Origin of the sequence: Neobacillus cucumis (assembly GCF_016908975.1) — a bacterium.
Taxonomy (GTDB): domain Bacteria; phylum Bacillota; class Bacilli; order Bacillales; family Cytobacillaceae; genus Neobacillus; species Neobacillus cucumis.
Genome location: NZ_JAFBEX010000025.1, coordinates 1 through 17,394, shown reverse-complemented (window position 1 = coordinate 17,394; position 17,394 = coordinate 1). Strand labels below are relative to the sequence as shown.

The 17,394-nt window shown below is 35.5% G+C and carries 18 protein-coding genes and 2 pseudogenes; 13 read left to right on the top strand and 7 right to left on the bottom strand.

Annotation, left to right across the window (positions count from 1 at the left end):
* Positions 1-2: 2 nt before the first annotated feature.
* The 3 genes from JOC76_RS24365 to JOC76_RS24355 all read left to right on the top strand — a co-directional run bounded on the left by JOC76_RS24365 (position 3) and on the right by JOC76_RS24355 (position 4,133).
* Complete coding sequence (locus tag JOC76_RS24365; protein ID WP_205181375.1) at positions 3-1,490, top strand: glutamate synthase subunit beta; 1,488 nt, start codon at positions 3-5, stop codon at positions 1,488-1,490.
* A gap of 429 nt (positions 1,491-1,919) precedes the next feature.
* Positions 1,920-3,371 carry a L,D-transpeptidase family protein gene (locus tag JOC76_RS24360; RefSeq protein WP_205181374.1) on the top strand — a complete coding sequence of 484 codons (1,452 nt, stop codon included), beginning with the start codon at positions 1,920-1,922 and terminating at the stop codon, positions 3,369-3,371.
* 111 nt (positions 3,372-3,482) lie between these two features.
* Positions 3,483-4,133, top strand: coding sequence for an SCO family protein (locus tag JOC76_RS24355; RefSeq protein ID WP_205181373.1), 651 nt, complete (start codon positions 3,483-3,485; stop codon positions 4,131-4,133).
* A gap of 109 nt (positions 4,134-4,242) precedes the next feature.
* Here the strand turns inward: JOC76_RS24355 and JOC76_RS24350 are convergent, their stop codons facing one another.
* Together JOC76_RS24350 and lspA are read right to left on the bottom strand one after the other, a co-directional pair.
* Positions 4,243-4,866 carry an NAD(P)-dependent oxidoreductase gene (locus JOC76_RS24350; RefSeq protein WP_205181372.1) on the bottom strand — a complete coding sequence of 208 codons (624 nt, stop codon included), beginning with the start codon at positions 4,864-4,866 and terminating at the stop codon, positions 4,243-4,245.
* 116 nt (positions 4,867-4,982) lie between these two features.
* Positions 4,983-5,552: a signal peptidase II gene (lspA, locus tag JOC76_RS24345; RefSeq protein ID WP_307784765.1), complete on the bottom strand. Its 570-nt coding sequence runs from the start codon at positions 5,550-5,552 to the stop codon at positions 4,983-4,985.
* 342 nt (positions 5,553-5,894) lie between these two features.
* Between lspA and JOC76_RS30945 the strand changes: the two are divergent.
* The 6 genes and pseudogenes from JOC76_RS30945 to JOC76_RS24320 all read left to right on the top strand — a co-directional run.
* Positions 5,895-6,023, top strand: a pseudogene (locus JOC76_RS30945) (DsbA family protein); the annotation flags it as partial.
* Between the two features lie 355 nt (positions 6,024-6,378).
* Positions 6,379-6,509, top strand: a pseudogene (locus JOC76_RS30770) (GMC oxidoreductase); the annotation flags it as partial.
* A gap of 1,168 nt (positions 6,510-7,677) precedes the next feature.
* Positions 7,678-9,180: an FTR1 family iron permease gene (locus tag JOC76_RS24335; protein ID WP_205181370.1), complete on the top strand. Its 1,503-nt coding sequence runs from the start codon at positions 7,678-7,680 to the stop codon at positions 9,178-9,180.
* Positions 9,177-9,551: a hypothetical protein gene (locus JOC76_RS24330; protein WP_205181369.1), complete on the top strand. Its 375-nt coding sequence runs from the start codon at positions 9,177-9,179 to the stop codon at positions 9,549-9,551. The genes JOC76_RS24335 and JOC76_RS24330 overlap by 4 nt, the downstream gene beginning before the upstream one ends.
* Positions 9,552-9,615: 64 nt before the next feature.
* Positions 9,616-9,738, top strand: coding sequence for a hypothetical protein (locus tag JOC76_RS30610; RefSeq protein ID WP_275591407.1), 123 nt, complete (start codon positions 9,616-9,618; stop codon positions 9,736-9,738).
* A 213-nt stretch (positions 9,739-9,951) separates the two neighbouring features.
* Complete coding sequence (locus tag JOC76_RS24320) at positions 9,952-10,791, top strand: DUF2935 domain-containing protein (RefSeq protein ID WP_205181368.1); 840 nt, start codon at positions 9,952-9,954, stop codon at positions 10,789-10,791.
* A gap of 429 nt (positions 10,792-11,220) precedes the next feature.
* On the opposite strand, the gene JOC76_RS24315 is transcribed toward JOC76_RS24320, so the two are convergent.
* Together JOC76_RS24315 and JOC76_RS24310 are read right to left on the bottom strand one after the other, a co-directional pair.
* Complete coding sequence (locus JOC76_RS24315) at positions 11,221-11,313, bottom strand: YjcZ family sporulation protein (protein ID WP_205181367.1); 93 nt, start codon at positions 11,311-11,313, stop codon at positions 11,221-11,223.
* A 31-nt stretch (positions 11,314-11,344) separates the two neighbouring features.
* Positions 11,345-11,473, bottom strand: coding sequence for a YjcZ family sporulation protein (locus tag JOC76_RS24310; RefSeq protein ID WP_205181366.1), 129 nt, complete (start codon positions 11,471-11,473; stop codon positions 11,345-11,347).
* Positions 11,474-11,729: 256 nt separating this feature from the next.
* On the opposite strand from JOC76_RS24310, the gene JOC76_RS24305 reads away from it, so the two are divergent.
* The gene (locus JOC76_RS24305; protein WP_205181365.1) at positions 11,730-12,014 is read left to right on the top strand and encodes a hypothetical protein; all 285 of its coding nucleotides are present in this window, start codon (positions 11,730-11,732) and stop codon (positions 12,012-12,014) included.
* Positions 12,015-12,182: 168 nt separating this feature from the next.
* On the opposite strand, the gene JOC76_RS24300 is transcribed toward JOC76_RS24305, so the two are convergent.
* Positions 12,183-12,554, bottom strand: a complete 372-nt coding sequence (locus JOC76_RS24300; protein WP_372442003.1) for a GMC family oxidoreductase N-terminal domain-containing protein — start codon at positions 12,552-12,554, stop codon at positions 12,183-12,185.
* Positions 12,555-13,150: 596 nt separating this feature from the next.
* Here JOC76_RS24300 and JOC76_RS24295 point away from each other — a divergent pair.
* The 3 genes from JOC76_RS24295 to rpiA all read left to right on the top strand — a co-directional run bounded on the left by JOC76_RS24295 (position 13,151) and on the right by rpiA (position 15,326).
* Positions 13,151-13,489: a YmaF family protein gene (locus JOC76_RS24295; protein ID WP_205181364.1), complete on the top strand. Its 339-nt coding sequence runs from the start codon at positions 13,151-13,153 to the stop codon at positions 13,487-13,489.
* A gap of 189 nt (positions 13,490-13,678) precedes the next feature.
* Positions 13,679-14,569, top strand: coding sequence for a cation diffusion facilitator family transporter (locus JOC76_RS24290; RefSeq protein ID WP_205181363.1), 891 nt, complete (start codon positions 13,679-13,681; stop codon positions 14,567-14,569).
* Between the two features lie 58 nt (positions 14,570-14,627).
* Positions 14,628-15,326 (top strand): ribose 5-phosphate isomerase A, encoded by a 699-nt coding sequence (gene rpiA / locus JOC76_RS24285; RefSeq protein ID WP_205181362.1) that lies wholly within the window; start codon positions 14,628-14,630, stop codon positions 15,324-15,326.
* Between the two features lie 157 nt (positions 15,327-15,483).
* Here the strand turns inward: rpiA and JOC76_RS24280 are convergent, their stop codons facing one another.
* Both JOC76_RS24280 and JOC76_RS24275 read right to left on the bottom strand, forming a co-directional pair.
* Positions 15,484-16,629: a YsnF/AvaK domain-containing protein gene (locus JOC76_RS24280; protein ID WP_205181361.1), complete on the bottom strand. Its 1,146-nt coding sequence runs from the start codon at positions 16,627-16,629 to the stop codon at positions 15,484-15,486.
* Between the two features lie 188 nt (positions 16,630-16,817).
* A complete protein-coding gene (locus JOC76_RS24275; protein WP_205181360.1) occupies positions 16,818-17,006 on the bottom strand; it encodes a hypothetical protein in 189 nt (62 codons plus the stop codon).
* Positions 17,007-17,394 lie beyond the last annotated feature (388 nt).

Below are 17,394 nucleotides of genomic sequence, written 5' to 3'. Positions count from 1 at the left end.
CGATGGGAAAACCAACTGGTTTTATGGACTATGAACGACAATCAAGGCCGGAACGTGACCCTAAAAGACGCACGGCTGATTGGGACGTTTATACGTCACCTCTTGAAGAACATGAATTAAAAGAACAAGGTGCTCGTTGTATGGATTGCGGGATTCCAACTTGTCATACTGGAATCATGATAAACGGGATGACATCAGGTTGTCCCGTCCATCACCTCATACCGGAGTGGAATGATTTAGTTTACCAAGGCCAATGGGAGGAAGCCCTGAAGAGAGAACATAAAATGAATAACTTCCCTGAATTTACTGGACTTGCTTGTCCGGCTCCATGTGAAGGAGCATGTGTACTTGGGATTAATGAGCCGGCGGTTGCAATCCGGACAATCGAGTTAGAAATCATTAATCGAGGCTTTAAGGAAGGGTGGGTGAATCCGGAGCCTCCAGAGACTCGAACGGATAAAAAGGTGGCAGTTGTTGGTTCAGGTCCGGCTGGGTTGGCATGCGCTGCCCAACTCAATAAAGCAGGACACTATGTCACAGTTTTCGAACGTCATGATCGTGTTGGGGGGCTGTTAACGTATGGGATTCCTGAAATGAAGCTTCCTTACTCTGTTGTCGAGAGAAGAGTCAATCTTCTTAAGGCAGAGGGGATTACGTTTGTGACAAATACAGACGTTGGAAAAGATTATCCAATTTCAGAATTACAATCAGGATTTGATGCGATTGTTCTATGTGGCGGTGCAACAAAACCTCGTGACGTAAAAGTAGAAGGAAGAGAGCTGAAAGGGATCCATTTTGCCATGGATTTTCTCCATGCCAATACCAAAAGTTTATTAGATTCAAACCTTGATAACGGTGATTTTATTTCAGCTAAAGATAAAGATGTGGTTGTCATTGGCGGCGGGGATACAGGTGTAGATTGTTTGGCTACTTCTGTTCGTCATAAATGTAAAAGCTTAACACAGTTTGATATTTATGAGAAAAAAGGTGAAGATCGGGTAGATGACAATCCATGGCCACAATGGCCCGTTATCCATCGAGTGGAGTATGGCCAAAAAGAAGCCGCAGCCACATTTGGTGAAGATCCTCGAGCCTATGCCGTGATGACGAAAAAGTTTGTAGGGGATGAGTTTGGGAATGTCAAAGAAATTCATACTATTAACGTTGAAACGACAACCGATGAAAATGGGCAGCGAATTCGAAAAGAAATTCCTGGTACAGAAAAAATCTGGCCAGCTCAGTTAGTATTACTCGCGATTGGATTTAGTGGTCCAGAGCAGGATTTACTTCAAAAAATGAACGTCGAGACTGATAATCGGTCAAATGTAAAAGCGGAGTATGGAAAATATAAAACAAATATCGAAGGGGTTTTTGCTGCCGGTGATATTCGTCGTGGTCAAAGTCTTATCGTCTGGGCTATTAATGAAGGAAGAGGTGCTGCTAGGGAGTGTGATCGTTATTTAATGGATGTAACAAATTTACCAGAATAATACATGTAATTTATAATATTTAAAAAGCACCCTTTCCTTCAAACTTTTGAAGGAAAGGGTGCTTTTTTTTATTAAATTTCACCTTTCGTGCAGGAATTCCGACAATAATATAGAATCTTTTTAATTATTGTTACGAATGTAATAAAAATGTGACAAAAAGTTAGTGGGGAAAGAACACAGAATTTGTGTCCATTCTTAATTGTATTAGTTAGTAGTTTAATAGAATAACACAAGAACACCTTTAAAATACTAATACAAAAAAGAAGTCAAGAATGTTTGACATAAAAACTACATAATGTAGTGTAAATTTACTATTTCATCTTCAACAAAACATTAAAGGAAATATAAATTAACGAAAATAGAAGATGCAACATTCTAAGTCTAATGTTCGAAGATGGCTGCGTTCACAGGAAAGTGGAGGGAAGGGTAATGGAAAACGTATCACAGGCAATTGTCCCACAGGAAGAGTCAAGAGAATCAAAAAACGTATCTAAGAAATCATCGAAAAAATGGATCTATGCACTAGGTGGTATCGTTGTTGCAGGAGGACTTGCATTAGGGGGATTATCCTATTACCAAAATAATCATTTTAATTCCCATATCAACATTAACGGAACAAATGTTGGCGGCCTGACCGCAGAACAGGCATTGCAGAAATTAAAGATTTCTGTTTCAAAAAATCAGGTCTATATTGGCAAAGCACTCGTTTTGGATGAGGGCCAAACAAAAGCAGGATTTGCAGAGCAAGACCTATCCAATGTCCATAAAGTATTATCCACTCAAAGGACATTCCTTCCTAATTCCAAGACTCAGAATTATACGTTGTTGCCAACAGAGGTCAATCAAAATCAGAGCCAAACGATGAAAAGTCATTTAGAACAAAAACTGACTGCTCTGAACAAACGTTTAAAAGCCCCACAAGATGCCCAAGTTAAATTGCAACAGGGGAAAGTGGTGGTGACAGAAAGCGTCCCTGGACAACAGTATGATGTACCTACCATGTTGCAGCAATTTCAGAAGCAACAATATAACAGCGTCATCGTATTGAATCCTGTCTATCGTCAGCCAGTTAAAGTAAATGACCCGATTATTCAGAAAGAAAAGGCGGCCTTGCAAGCTGTCCTCGCACGAACAGTCAATTACACCGTACAAGACAAAGTTTACGCCTTGAAGGGAAGCGACCTGATTAAAAACGTAGGTTTGGCGAAGAATTTGCAGATTACGGTCGATACGGACGGCATCATCAACGAATTGAATAAAATCAACGCCAGCCAATCCACTTTAGGCAAAAATTTTCAGTTCAAAACGACTACAGGCGGCGTAATTTCAGTACAAGGCCAATCATATGGCTGGGCACTCAATGTGCATAAAGAGGCAAAAGCCATTCAACAAGCTTTTGAAACAGGGCAAACTTCCGTTGTAGCTTCTAGCGTTTATGGAAAGGGATGGAACACTGGCGGAATTGGTTTTAAAAACACAACCAATTACGGAATCGGAGATACCTATGCTGAGGTATCTATCGCCCAACAGCGAATTTGGCTGTATAAAAACGGGAAGATGGTGCTCACCACTCATGTAGTAACAGGAAGAAAGGATGTTGGTGAAGATACCCATCCAGGTGTATGGTATATTGAGTACAAAAAGTCCCCAGCCGTCCTTGTCGGAAGCGAAGTGGGAATGTCAAATTACCACGTACCTGTCAATTATTGGGCACCTTTTACCTTGGATGGAGAAGGATTCCACGATGCCAGCTGGCGGAGCAATTGGACTAGCACAGCGTACCTACATTCAGGTTCAGGCGGCTGTGTTAACACTCCACCAGGCGTAATGCCTTCTGTTTATAACAATCTTAGTGTGAACGAACCAGTTGTTGTGTATTAAACTTATAAGGTATAACGGCTTGGAGGAAACTCCAGGCTATTAATCTTGTTTTATTTGAAATGTTATAGAATTTAAAAGAGCATAAATGAATAAAGGAAAGGATGTATAAAGATGTTAAAAAAGTTAAGGTGGTTTCTATACTTCGTTGTAGCTGTTCTCGTTGTTTTTAATGTATGGTATTACTTCCATAACAAGTCCACAGAAGCTTTTGATCCCAACCTTAAGAAATTTGAAAAAGACCTTGGCATTTCTGAAGTTTCGCCTAAAAATCCGCCCAAATTTACTCTTACTGATCAAAACGGGAAAGTTGTTTCTTTAACTGATTTTAAAAATAAAAAAATGGTTATCCAACCAATCGACCCTAGGTGTACCGATGTTTGTCCGATTATTTCTCAAGAGTTAATCAATGCGAACCAACAATTAGGAACGAGTGCTAAAAATGTAGTTTACATCGGTTTGAATGTAAACCAATACTATAATAAAGTAAGTGATGTAAAAGCTTTCTCAGACCAGGAAGGACTATCCCACCTCAAAAACTGGTATTTTCTAACTGGTTCCGTTGATACTCTTAAAAAAATTTGGAAAGATTATGGGCTAATAGTGGAACAACCAAGTAAAACACAAGATGTCATACATACATCCGAAATGCTTTTTGTGAACAGCAATGGGAAAGAAATGTATGATGGGAACCCTCAAGATGATGGGGCCACTATCAAAGAATGGTCAAATGCGATTAGTTATATAATAAGTAAAATGCCATGAAACACTGTAGAACTACATACCACCTATTAGAAAACCAAGACTCGCTCTGTTGTCCATTAGAGCGAGTCTTTTTATTAAAGCAATAAATATAAGTTCATTTTCTGACAATTTAGCTACTGATTACAAAGGTACGTTTATTGGTGGTTTTATCCGATACTAACCTAAGCATAAAATCAGCTACATCAGCACGAGAGATTTTCGGAAATGCACCAACACTAATGATTTCTCCACTTTTATAAACTCCAGACTTGGGTCCATTGGTTAGGATTACTGGGTGCACCAATGTCCAATCTAGGTTACTTTGATTTAAATATTTTTCCCCAATTTCTTTATCAGCGAAAGTACTCTTCAGAAGTGTTTTATAGAACACTTTTGGTAACACGGGTACCCGATTCAAACTGTTACCAACACCAAATGCCGACATTACGATAATCCTTCTGATATGGCACTGCTTCATTGCATCAACGATATTTTTAATTCCTACTGAAAAAACATTACCTGTGAGCGATTTTCCATTTCCTAATGCACTTATAATTAAGTCGAATCCTCGTACTGCATTTAAAACAGAGTTGGAATTTTGTACGTCACCTGTTATCACAGATAAATGTTGATGTTTTAAATTCAATCTACTTGGGTCTCGAACAAATGCAGTGATTTCATATCCTAATTCTAGACCCTGACGAACAATATGCTGGCCAGTAGGTCCTGTTGCTCCGAAAACCAATATTTTCATGTCCACCACTCCTAAAATACTTTTAAAACATAAATGAATTTAGAATTCGAATCATCCTAAAAATATTATAAATATGTCATGATTTTTTTGATCATTTTAATGATTATGGTTTAACATTAGATGAAGCTGAATAAAGAAAACGCGGGAAGTCCAATAAAGGACAACCCCCTAAGTTTTTTATGAGCTCTTCTATTTAATAAATGGCTAATAATCAAATCAATTAATAAAATTATCATACCATAATGAATGAAATAATCTGCGAAGTTTAGGATACCATGGTTTGAATGAAATGATATAAAATCCGTAACCTGACTATATAAAATACGATCTATCGCATTTCCTATTCCTCCTCCAATTATGAGGCCAGTGCCTAAATCAACTAAAAACCTCCTATTATTAACATCGTTACGATATTTAATCAGTATAATAGCCATTAAAAAAGCAATAGGCACAAAGTATCGTCCATACCCTTGAAAAGAACTAAATGCGGCTCCACTATTTTCAATGTGGCTAAGATTCAAAACACCTTTCCAGACTTCAATAGAATTACCTACTTTTATATGAGTCCGAATCCAATATTTTGATAATTGATCGATCAAAATAACAAAAGTAATAAAAAAATAGTACAAAATCAGGCCTTCCTTCCTAAAAATCGGTATTATACTTGACGAAAAAAATCTAATCACTACAATTTGTAGTGCGGTTGATTAATTAGTACAATCAAAAACTATTTGGTTTTAAATATGTTCAATTTAATAATAAATTTCTAGAGATTCCATGTCTAGATTTTTTATATATTTTTACACTAAATAATGTAGTGTAGTGGTTTTGAAAGGAGAATAAAAATGAGAAACAGTCAAGAAATTAGTTCATTACTATTAAGGGTTGTATTAGGTATTACCTTCTTTGCACATGGATTTATCAAAATTCAAAGGAGGTAAGACATAAGCAAAGTGGTTAGCCAAACAGATAGTGAGAAAGTGGCCAAAGTATTCAAAACAAAAAAATATTAAAGTGCTTTAGATAAGGACACTTCTTATGTTAATCAATTAGGAATTTCAGGGACACCGACATTCTTTGTAAATGGAAAACAATTTAACGGTAATTCTTATCAGGAACTTATTGATATGGTAAATGAGGCCTCTACTAAGAATTAGTTTTTCTATAAAACTACATAAAATTAAACCTTCAACCCTTAATGCCTAAAACGTTAAGGTTTTTTTATTTGTTTTAATACCTAATAGATCAATTCCCGTCCAAAACATATTCAGATTATTCGATAAATATGCTTTAATAAAGTCGTAAAAAAGGAGGGGAATACATTCAACCTCAACTGCTTGGACATGTAACTATGGACCAGCTTAATTAAATGTTAGTTTAATTTTCCCTATAAACAGACAATGGTTTAAGGGAAGCTGATCATTTCTTTTTATGATTCATATGTTGGAAGAAAGATTAAAAACCAAAACAAAAAATGGACTGCTTTTAAAGAACAATTAGTTTTTCAACTAAAATGTATTTGGCACCGAAAACCTGAAAGTTGCCGATCTTTCTATCGCTCCTATTTTTTTGACGGTAACACGGCGTTAGCTGCGCAAATGATTGGTTTGAATACTGTAAAATTTATTCGGAATCAAAAATGAGTTTGTAATTCCGTCTCAAATTCCTCCAATTCTGCCTTTTTTAGTAAATAATTATTCAAAAAATACAGGAACACTTATATCCAAATTATTAATTATTTTACAATATGGGAAGGCGATATTTCCAATTTTTGTATAAAAATTCAGTTGTATTGCATAAACTAATATCCGAGCAAGGCAATAATTCACAGCTAAGAAATACCACCTTTTACAAAATGCCTTGCTCCAATATTTTTCATCCCTCTCGAATTACTAACATTATCTAGCTCAATTCCTTCAACTATCTGGCTTTCGGGCCCGTAACCTAACAGTCTATGCTTAAAGACTAAAGTTACCTTTAGCGCTCCAAGACTCGATACGAGAGAATGGTTAGTTCTTACTTGACAGGAATCCCACCCGTTATATGATACCACCTAGGCTCGGCCTTACATACACTGATGAATTTAAAAGAATCTTTATTACTGAAAGCGAGAATGGAGAATTACCCCGGCTGATTTTTAAGGAGAACGATTTTGATGTTTCTATTGCACGCTGAAAATGAATTGCTAAAAAAGTTAGACATGATATATAGTATCAGCAACAAAACAGTGATATGTTGGCCCTATATCACTGTTTAAAAGTAGCCGTAGTTCATTAACTTTTAGATGAAAAAATCTTAAAAAAGAGAGCCCGTAGGCTCTTTGGAAACACGTTTAAATCATTTGCTTCAAACAATCCGCGTCTTCTTTTCTCTATCTCGATTTCGATTTTGATAGGGAGAAACCCTCATCTACTCTCGTCAAACAACTAAAAGCTCGAAATATACACTATGCAAATTAGCCATCAAAAAAGGTCCGATAAGGGACCTTTTCCTGCTCCATCCATCTTATTATTAGTAGAACACAAATGATGTACCAATGAAATGAAAAATGTAATTAGAGATTTGGCTTAATTTATAGCCCCGACTAAAAACCAGTCTAGATAAGGACTGCATAAATTCCAAAATGTGGGCTTTATTGTCAAATTCCTTTTACCATCAATCAAAGAGTAATTCCTAAACTTTCATGAATGTTCACATAAATGTAACTAATTACTACAAATCTTTAATTGACAATCATTATCAGTTAAAATAAAATTATTTATAGATGATATTGAAAATTGTTATCAACTATAAATTAACAAGGAGGATCCGATGGGCAAAAATCTATTACTAAAATTATCTATCCTTCTATTAATATTAGGATTTGGATTACATAATCCAGTATATGCGGCTACAAGTCCTGGTGAGGATTTAAAGAAAGCTGATGTTTCAATTGATCAAGCAATTGATTTTGCTTCCAAAGGAGACCTTTCGAATGCACAAAAGGCTTATGATCAATTTAACAAAACCTGGATACAAATAGAAGATGGTATAAAAGGTGATTCAGCTACTGCATATCGAGAAATTGAATCGAATATGGGACAGGTGGTTTATGCCTTTACCCTTAAAAAACAAGATCAAGTTTTACTGGCTTTACAAGATTTAAAAGCTGTAAATGAAAAGTTTGTAAATGGTGGGTATCCAAAAGAAGCAGGTTTTAAGAAAGAAGATATTTCTTTAGATGATTTTATCTTGATTCTTCAACAAACAAAGAAAGAAGTTAAAGAACAAAATCAAGCTCAGGCCCTGGAAGGAATTAAAAAGGCAAGTAGTAGTTGGTTAAGTGTTGAAGGAGTAGTGGTAGCTCAATCGGCATCAGTTTATAGTGATTCAGAAAGAGACTTGGTTTCTATTCAAGCTATGCTTGCAGCAAATCCTCCCAATTATAGACTAGCTAATAAAACAATTGATAGCATGATAAATTATCTAACTCCATTGGCTGAAAAATCCAGTTACACTTATTGGGATGCAGCAATGATTCTTATTCGTGAAGGCTTAGAAGCATTACTGGTAGTCATTGCTCTTATGTCTTTTGTGAAAAAGTCAGGAGAAGGAAAGGGAAGAGGCTGGATTTGGACTGGAGTTTTATCAGGTCTAGGCGTTAGTGTGATTTTAGCTGTCATTGTAAAATTTGTGATCTCATCTGGAGCTTTTGGCAACAATAATGCCCTAATCGCTGGATGGACGGGTGTTTTTGCGGCAGCTATGTTAATGTATATGAGCTATTGGCTTCATAGCCAATCAAATATCGCCGATTGGAATCGATATATTCGTGAAAAAAGCCAAACAGCATTATCAACAGGTAAACTTATCTCGTTAGGCATTCTAGCTTTTCTTGCAGTGTTTCGTGAAGGAACAGAAACAGTATTGTTTTATATCGGAATGGCAAGCCAAATAAAACTTCAATCACTTTTAATCGGTTTTCTTATTGGGGCGGCAATCCTTGGAATTTTGGCTTATCTAATGGTGTTTGTAGGATTGAAATTGTCTCTTCGCCCATTCTTTATGGTATCAAGTTTAATCGTATTTTATCTTTGCGTTAAGTTTGCGGGAATGGGAATACACAGTCTGCAATTATCTGGGTTAATCCAAACAACGAATTCTGAAAGCATCCCAAGTATAGAGTTTTTTGCACTATACCCATCATGGGAAAGCACGATTCCACAAATAATTCTTGTTCTTGTAGCAGTAATTATAGTTTTATCAAAAAGGCTAAAAAACAAAAAAACTGTTGTGGAAAACAATACTAACACTGAAAGTAGGAAATTATCATGAAAAAAATAACATCTATGATTTTAACAATCGGTCTTGGAAGTGCATTATTATTAGCAGGCTGTAGTTCTGGAAATAGTAAAGTTTCAGATGGTGTCAATAAAATGTTGGATACAACAGAACAGTTATCAAACGCCATCGATAGTGGTGACCAATCAAAGGTAAAAGAAGTTGGCCCAAAATTAGAAGATCAATGGTCTTCATTTGAAGATGATGTGAAAAAAGACAATAAAGACTTATATGAGAAAGTTGAAAAATATCTTGATCCAACAATTGCTGGTTCAGAAGCAGCTACTCTTGATAAAGAAGCATTAGGTAATCTAAACGATAAATTAACTGATGCCTTGAAAGAACTTCAGAAAGAAACAAAATAATATCAATACAAATAAATTTGCTGTAAATGCATCTGAAATTTGTGACAAATGATTCTCCGCAAGCTTGGCAAAAGATTGGAATGGAAGAATCGGTCTAATTGACGAAGGAATCACACATATAATCCTAATAGCAGGTACTATCTCTGCGGGAGTTGTAAAGCAGTTTCAGGAAAAATTTAATAAATAGATTTTAAAAAATCTCCAGCATTCAGTTGGAGATTTTTTCATTATGGAAAGCACCTGCATATTTTTTTACAAAAATAGTGCTGATGATTAACATGTAGTTTGTTTTACGGTTGTTGTATGTGAAGGATGTAAATGTGTTTATTTGCTTTAAGGCATATTAGATTGATTAAGTAAATATGAATAGAGCAAAAGGAGTATTAAGGGAGGTTATAGAATGAACGGGGATCATACACCTTTGCATGCTGATACAGGTGTTACATCTGGATTGTTTGTTGAGCGTTCTTTAAATGAAATTCGTTTTTGGGCTAGGATCATGAAAGAACATTCTTTATTTCTTCGATTGGGTTTTAGAGCAGATGACACTCAACTAATTCAAGAGGCAAATCAATTTTATCGCTTATTTGAATACATCGAACAAACTGCCCATTCCTTTAATAATCAAACAGACCCGGAACAAATAAGAAGATTTAACTCAGAGGTACAACAAGCTGCAACTAATATTTTCGTATTTAAAAGGAAAGTATTAGAACTCATTCTCACATGCAAATTGCCAGGGGCCAATAATTTCCCATTATTAGTTGACCATACAAGTAGGGAAGCAAATTATTTTAGAAAACGATTAGTTGAATTAAATGAAGGAAAATTACAATCGCTTCCAGATGCCATTATTAAAGAAAATGTCTTCTTCTTAAGGATTATGGCAGACCATGCCAAATTTATTGGTCATCTCCTTGATCCGTCGGAAAGGAAACTAGTTGATTTAGCGCGGAATTTCAGCAATGATTTTGATCAATTGCTGTATCAGGCAAGAGACTTAGAATCTATGAAGCCTCAATCTCAAACAGTTCCTATGTTAGATCAATTCCTTGATCAAAATCGGGTGTCGGTCGTATCTCTTAGGGACTTCAAGAAAACAGCCCGTGATTTAATTGAGCAATGTAAAATAAAGAGCATTATTCATCCTCTACTAGCAGACCATGTTTTTCGGGAAGCTGATAGGTTCCTAGAAATTATTGATATGTTTGACGCACATCTTACTGGTGGTACCAGATAACCTAGATAACGGCAAAAGCAAATAAAAAGCCTATTTTTAGCCGAAATTAGGCTTTTTTTCTTCAACCGACCGCCACGTTAGCATAATTAAAATGAAGCCGCCATATTGACAACTATAACTTCAACTGATGCACCCAGTTTCTTTAAGTGTAAAACTTCACTAACTATTTCATTGAATTAACATTATGTTGCATCGCCTCAACGCCAGCATACGTCGTTCAGCGCTTTCGAGATACAATGAGGGAATGTCGGCATGTCTGCGGAAGAGTTTGCTAGAAATAGTATTGCTGCCGCAAGGGAAGCAGGTCTATTCTAAAGAGAATGCCATTTGTGATAATTTTTAAAATAATCACAAATGGCTTCTTTTTCCCTTTTATCCAAAATGTAAAAAAGAAACCGAATGAATGTCATTCGGTTTCTTAATCATCTATTAATAGAACACAAAAGCTGTTCCAACAATGATGAGAAGAATAAATAATACTACGATTAAAGCAAATGAATTTCCATATCCGCCATCGCTCATTTAAAACACCTCCACTTACTTTTAAGCAGAATTAATAGACGAAAGCAGTGCCTACAATGATAAGAAGGATGAACAATACTACGATTAAAACAAAAGTACTGCCGCCGTAAAATCCCCCATAACCGAAGCCGCCATAGCCACATCCGTAACCGAAGCCCATATTTTTCACCACCTATAGGATTGCTAGAAAGTTTTATCTATATATATATATTTATTAAGACAAGAATCGATTGGACAAATATCTTCAATATATAAAATTGGATTATTCGCCTAAATGAAAAGACAAATAATTGGCTGATTATAAAACAAATAAAGGCCACTTAACAGGTTTTCAAAAAATGGTGAGACAAGCGCTGTAGAATAAGTAGTAATAAAGTAAATCACAATTCAATAATATTTATTGGGAGGTGGTTAATTTGACCGATTATCAAGGACTTAAGGAAATCATTAGAAAAGCAGATGAAATTTCAAAACAAGCAAATGACAAAGACTATGATAATGACACTTATAGGTTAAAAAGGGCTTTAGATTTAACCGCCAGAGCTTTATCAATGTTTGCCAAAATGGAACAAGAAAGACTTGATGGTGAAATTGTCATTCACAATCCTTTGGAATATGTCGAAGCAAGATTGTGTACAGCGTTATATTATGTAATGAATCCAACAAAAGATGGTAAGAGGATTGACTCACCAAAACCCTAAAAGACGTTTGAATAGCGTCCTTCAGGGTTCTTTTTATTAATAAAAGGTTTTGATATATTATCGAGATTTAAAAAAACTCATGCTTTATAGTATGTATAATTGATTATTTAGAATATAGTCTTGAATTATCTAATGAGGATTCCGTGCGGTGACCTAAAAATAGTAGCATTAATATTTCGGATCTTTTTGCAGTTCAGAAATGTCTCTCTTGTTAGCCGAAAAGGTAGCAGAATTTAAAGTGTGATTAGTTAAAAATTCTCCTACATTCGGATTATCAATAATAACTGGAATACCAACATTTATAAGGTCATTTGCAGGTCCAATTCCAGACAACATTAAAAGCTGTGCGCTGTTTATCCCTGCTGAGATAATTACTTTTTTACGGACGAATGCTCTTATTTTTTTCCCTTCCACTAGAATTTTCATACCAATTGCAGTTCTACCATCAAATAAAATACGAAGTGCAGTTGTCTTATATAAAACTTGTAATTTACGCCCATTCACACCAAATCCTTCAGGAGTCATAATGTCTGATGACAAAATGCAGTCGATGAGCTCTCACGTTGTCCATTGTTTTTTTGAAATAGTTGCCATCTAGTAAAAGGACCAATAGGGGACCGAGGGTCATTATAATCAAGTATCTTCACTGCACTTGCTGGAACAGTTCCAACAACTATATAATCAAAAGTATTTGATGAACTATTTTACATTTCGAAAACCCATTTTTAACCTTCAGCTCGTTTTTAAAAGTATTAAAAAAGATAAAGTTCCTATTTCTTTTTAGTAGTTTATTCTCAGAATGTGTTATGGAATGAACACGACTTAGAGTGAGCCCTTTTTTATTTAATAAATTAGATTCTTAGTGAGATATAAAATCTTTATAAACAAATTTCCCAAGAGTTGTACTTGTGAATGAAACATAATTCAAAAATGGAACAAATATCATGGTAAAGAGGGAAAGTGAGGAGGGGATAAGTAAGCAACAACAGACTAATCTTCCTGGTCATGTTGGCATGGTTCAGTTTAACTAGATGTAAATCATTTGCTGCAAATGGACAATTGTTCATTGAACGATCTTGAAGACAGGTTTAATAAAATGAAAATATGCAAACAACTTTAGTGGGGAGAGTGTGCAAATGGCGAAGGTAGGGAAAGATGATTTTGTAAACGGTTTTGTACCACATCATACTCATGGATCAGTGGATTATACTTCGGTAGCGGATGGTCATGTTCATCAATGTTTAGATGTCACTTCTCCTCCAATCCAAATCCAGGATGGAAACCATATTCATTATACAGAAGGTTATGTAATGTTTGAAGACGGTCATACCCATCATTATAAGGCGTATTCGGGACCAGCTATACCAGTTGGAAATGGTATGCATGTACATTATTATGATTTTTATACCACTGAAAATGATCACCATCGGCATCACGTAAAAGGAGTTGACCAACCTGCTCCAGGTAATAAATAAAAATTCTTAAACGAAACCAACCTAGAATAGTAGGTTGGTTTTTAATTTTTTCCTAAATGCAAATTTGTTAGTTCTCTATTAAACTGTTTTATAAACGATAAACTGATAGTTCATTCCAATATTTTTTCTCTAGACTCACACAATCCTCCTTTGATAAGATACAAAAGTGTTTTTTTTAGGAGGGAAAAAATGGGTACTAGGGAATCAATAGCAAAAAAAGTTGCTTGGATAAGCGTAATAAGTAATATACTTCTAACTTTTGGGAAATTAATTGTCGGCTATCACGGGAAAAGTGATGCAGTATTTGCTGATGGAATTCATTCAGCCGCAGATGTATTTGCCTCAGTAATAGTACTCTTAGTCATAAAAATAGCAAATAAACCTGCAGATAAGGAGCATCCTTATGGCCATGGAAAAGCGGAAATCATTGTTTCTGGAATGGTTGGGATTGTATTACTTATCGTATCTTTTTACGTGGTCTTCGAGGGAATTGTGGGATTCTTTCATCCAATATCTACACCAAATATACTGGCGATGTGGGTAGCGATTGTTTCTTATGGATTGAAAGAATTTTTATATAGGTACTCATTAAGGGTTGCCAAGGTGCATAGTAGTAAAGCGATTGAGGCTATTGCATACGACCATAAAGCAGATATTGTGGCGTCGATAGCAGCCGCAGGAGGGGTAATCTTATCCATTATTGGGGATAAACTTAATATTCATGTTCTTCTTTATGGAGATAAAATTGCCAGTATTGTAGTTGCCATATTAATTTTTAAAATCGCAATAGAAATGCTTAAAGAATCTTTTGATATTTTACTTGAAAGGAATATCGATTCTGAAAAAATGATGGACTACAGTTCGATTATTTCATCATTTCCAGATGTTAAACGAATTGATAAGATTAGAGCAAGGGAGCATGGCCACTATGTCTTAGTGGACCTTCGAATTTCAATCGATCACGAGAAAACGATTAAAGAGGGACATGATCTTACCAGAGAAATCAAACATGAACTAATGAAAAAGTATGATAATATTGAAGAGGTTCTCATTCACTTAAATCCATATTATCAATATTAGTTTTCAAATCTCTTTTAGTCTTTATACAATCATTAGATGTTTATAGGAGGTAGAAAAAATGAATTGGTCTAACCCTTTATTTATAAACTCCAATTGGACTTCAGAAATATCCAATAGGGAGCAAAAAGAGGTAGCAGCAGAACAAGTAGCAAAAGAAATAAAAAATGGAGATGTTATCGGAGTGGGTTCAGGCTCTACTTCTTTTTTGGCTATTCACGCTATTGCAAATAGAATAGAAGCAGAAGGTCTTTCGATTCTGGCTATTCCGACTTCACACGAAGTTGCCATGGCTTGTGCGAGATTAAACATTCCAACTACATCCCTTATGGCTCATAAGCCAAATTGGGCATTTGATGGAGCAGACGAAATTGATGCCAACCGCCGTATGATCAAGGGCAGAGGCGGTGCTTTATTTGCTGAAAAAATCGTGATGGCTAGCGCAAATAAAACATTCATTTTGGTTGACCCTTCTAAATTTGTGGACAGATTGGGCGAAAAGTTTCCTGTGCCAGTTGAGGTGGATCCACGGGCCATTCATTTAGTTGAAACATCATTAAAACGATTAGGCACTGAAGAAATTAAACTTCGAAATGCGATAGGTAAAGACGGTCCAATCATTACAGAAGCTGGTAACCTTATATTGGATGTTCGTTTTAATCAAATTTTTGATGACTTTGAACGAAAGATTAAATCCATACCAGGTGTAATTGAATCTGGTCTTTTCATTGGGTATAACGTCGAAGTTATTTCGGTTTAAATGAAGACATTTTTTAAAATGCATTTTATTGTTTTAATAAAAGCACATTCCTAAATTAAGGAATGTGCTTTTTAGTGTAAGGCTATGATAAAGATTTTTGTTGATTTTTTCTAGTTTCTAAGGAATTCAATTATCTAATCTTATTTACTGAGAATGATCAATTTTTTCTTTTTTTTGTTTGATTTTTATTATTTTTATTTTCTTCTTTTGAAGAATTTTCGTTGCTGTGGCTTTCTTCGTGTTTCACATTTTCTACAGTAATTGATTCGTAACTTTCATTTTCCTTAATAACAGGAGAATTAGTTAGCATGACGTTCGCTTCATCCTTATTAGTAGCAGATGATTCTGGTTTGTTTTTATCACCTTTAATAACTAGGGAGCCTGTGCGTTTTTCCTGGGTTTCTTCCTTTTTATCCTCTTTCATTATGCTTTCAATGTCGGGATTTCCTTCCACTATTAAAATATTTGGGCTTTCTTTTATAACTTCTTCTTGCCCCAAATGAGCCTTCATCACCGTAACTGCTTCCGTAACCGAGGGGACAGAACTTTCCACAATTCGAGCTTCTTCTTTTCTAATAATATCCTGCACTTGCTTTGTTTCTTGGATTTTTCGTTTGCCTACAATCACTTCTTCAACTACTACAGGTCTTTTCGTTACTTCTATTCGTTCTTCCGTAATGGGAATACGAATGATTTCATCCTCTGTAAATGCGCTGCCTTCATACTTTCCATCAGTGACCGGACGGCGCTCAATATATACTTCTTCTCGTAAAAGCGGTACATAAACAGTTCGCTGTTCTTCCACTACTTCTTTTTGGAGCTGTAATTCCCCGACTTGGACACGCTCTTTTATAATATCAAGCTGTTCTTCTCGAAGTTGGACAGATGTTGTTTTTTCGGTCTCATATTGTTCTTCATAAATTGGAGTGTCGTAAGTTTTATTCGTATCGACCAGCAGGATCACTTTTCCAGTATTTATTTCGTTTTCACACTGTTTTGCGATAAATTGTGGTATCCCTCTTTCAATAAGTCTCCTGGACAAGGCATTTGCCGGACTTCCGCCCATTCCTACCGTCATCAAGGAAAAAAAGCTTTCCATCATGACACCAGCTAAGTTACTCACCTGTGTATCCGCTTCTACCATGACGCCAGTTTGGGAAGTGATCAATGGAATGTCACTTCGATATTTAGCCACAACCATCATATCAGTTTCCCGATGTCCCTGACGTTTCAAATCTTCGATTGCATACAAGACTTCTTGCTCTGAATAGAATGTTCCAACGATTCTTTTTTCCATACTCATATTACCATGCCTCCTATAATGTACTAATGCAGTAAGAAAATTACATCGAGGTGCATAGAATATCTACCCGAGTACTGTTGATTTGAAACATTTGCAGAACATTTGATAAACATAAAAAACACGCAATCACCTGGGAATTGCCGTGTTTTCCTCTATTTCCTAGCAATCGAATTATTCGATAGTTAAATTCATCTCGTTGTGTAGTTAACTATAAAAAATGTGCTGATTAAGCCAATCCCTATAAGAAAAGAAATAAACGGCCAAGAACGGTCAAATGACTTTTTAAAAATAACGACCGCTAAAATAAACGAAAAAACGGTACCAATTAGTAAAATTCTATTCATCCACATAAGTAAAATACTATCTAACCACAGCAAAAAAATTTCTCCTTTTAATTTGATTTTGATAATCCAATAAAATTTGTGAAAAATAATGAAAAGAGAGTGATGATAAAGATGTGCCAGCGGATCTTTCTTCATTTAGAACTAGAATGGCTTAATAATTACATTATAAAAGCCATTGTTTAAGTTCTTATGAATTCTATGTCAACGTTTTTTAAAGATATTGATTAATCTCTCAAGCTTTTCACTATATTATATAATTAATAATCAGTTTCTTATGAGCCAATACAAAAGTAAAAGGACAGATGGATATTTAAGCCAGTCTGTCCTTTGTGCGCTTGGCAGCGCTTCGCTCTAAAGGGTGTAAGTCCCTAACATGCCGTTGTGGCGGAAATGTAAAGCTGACAGGTAGTGCGAGTGCCGT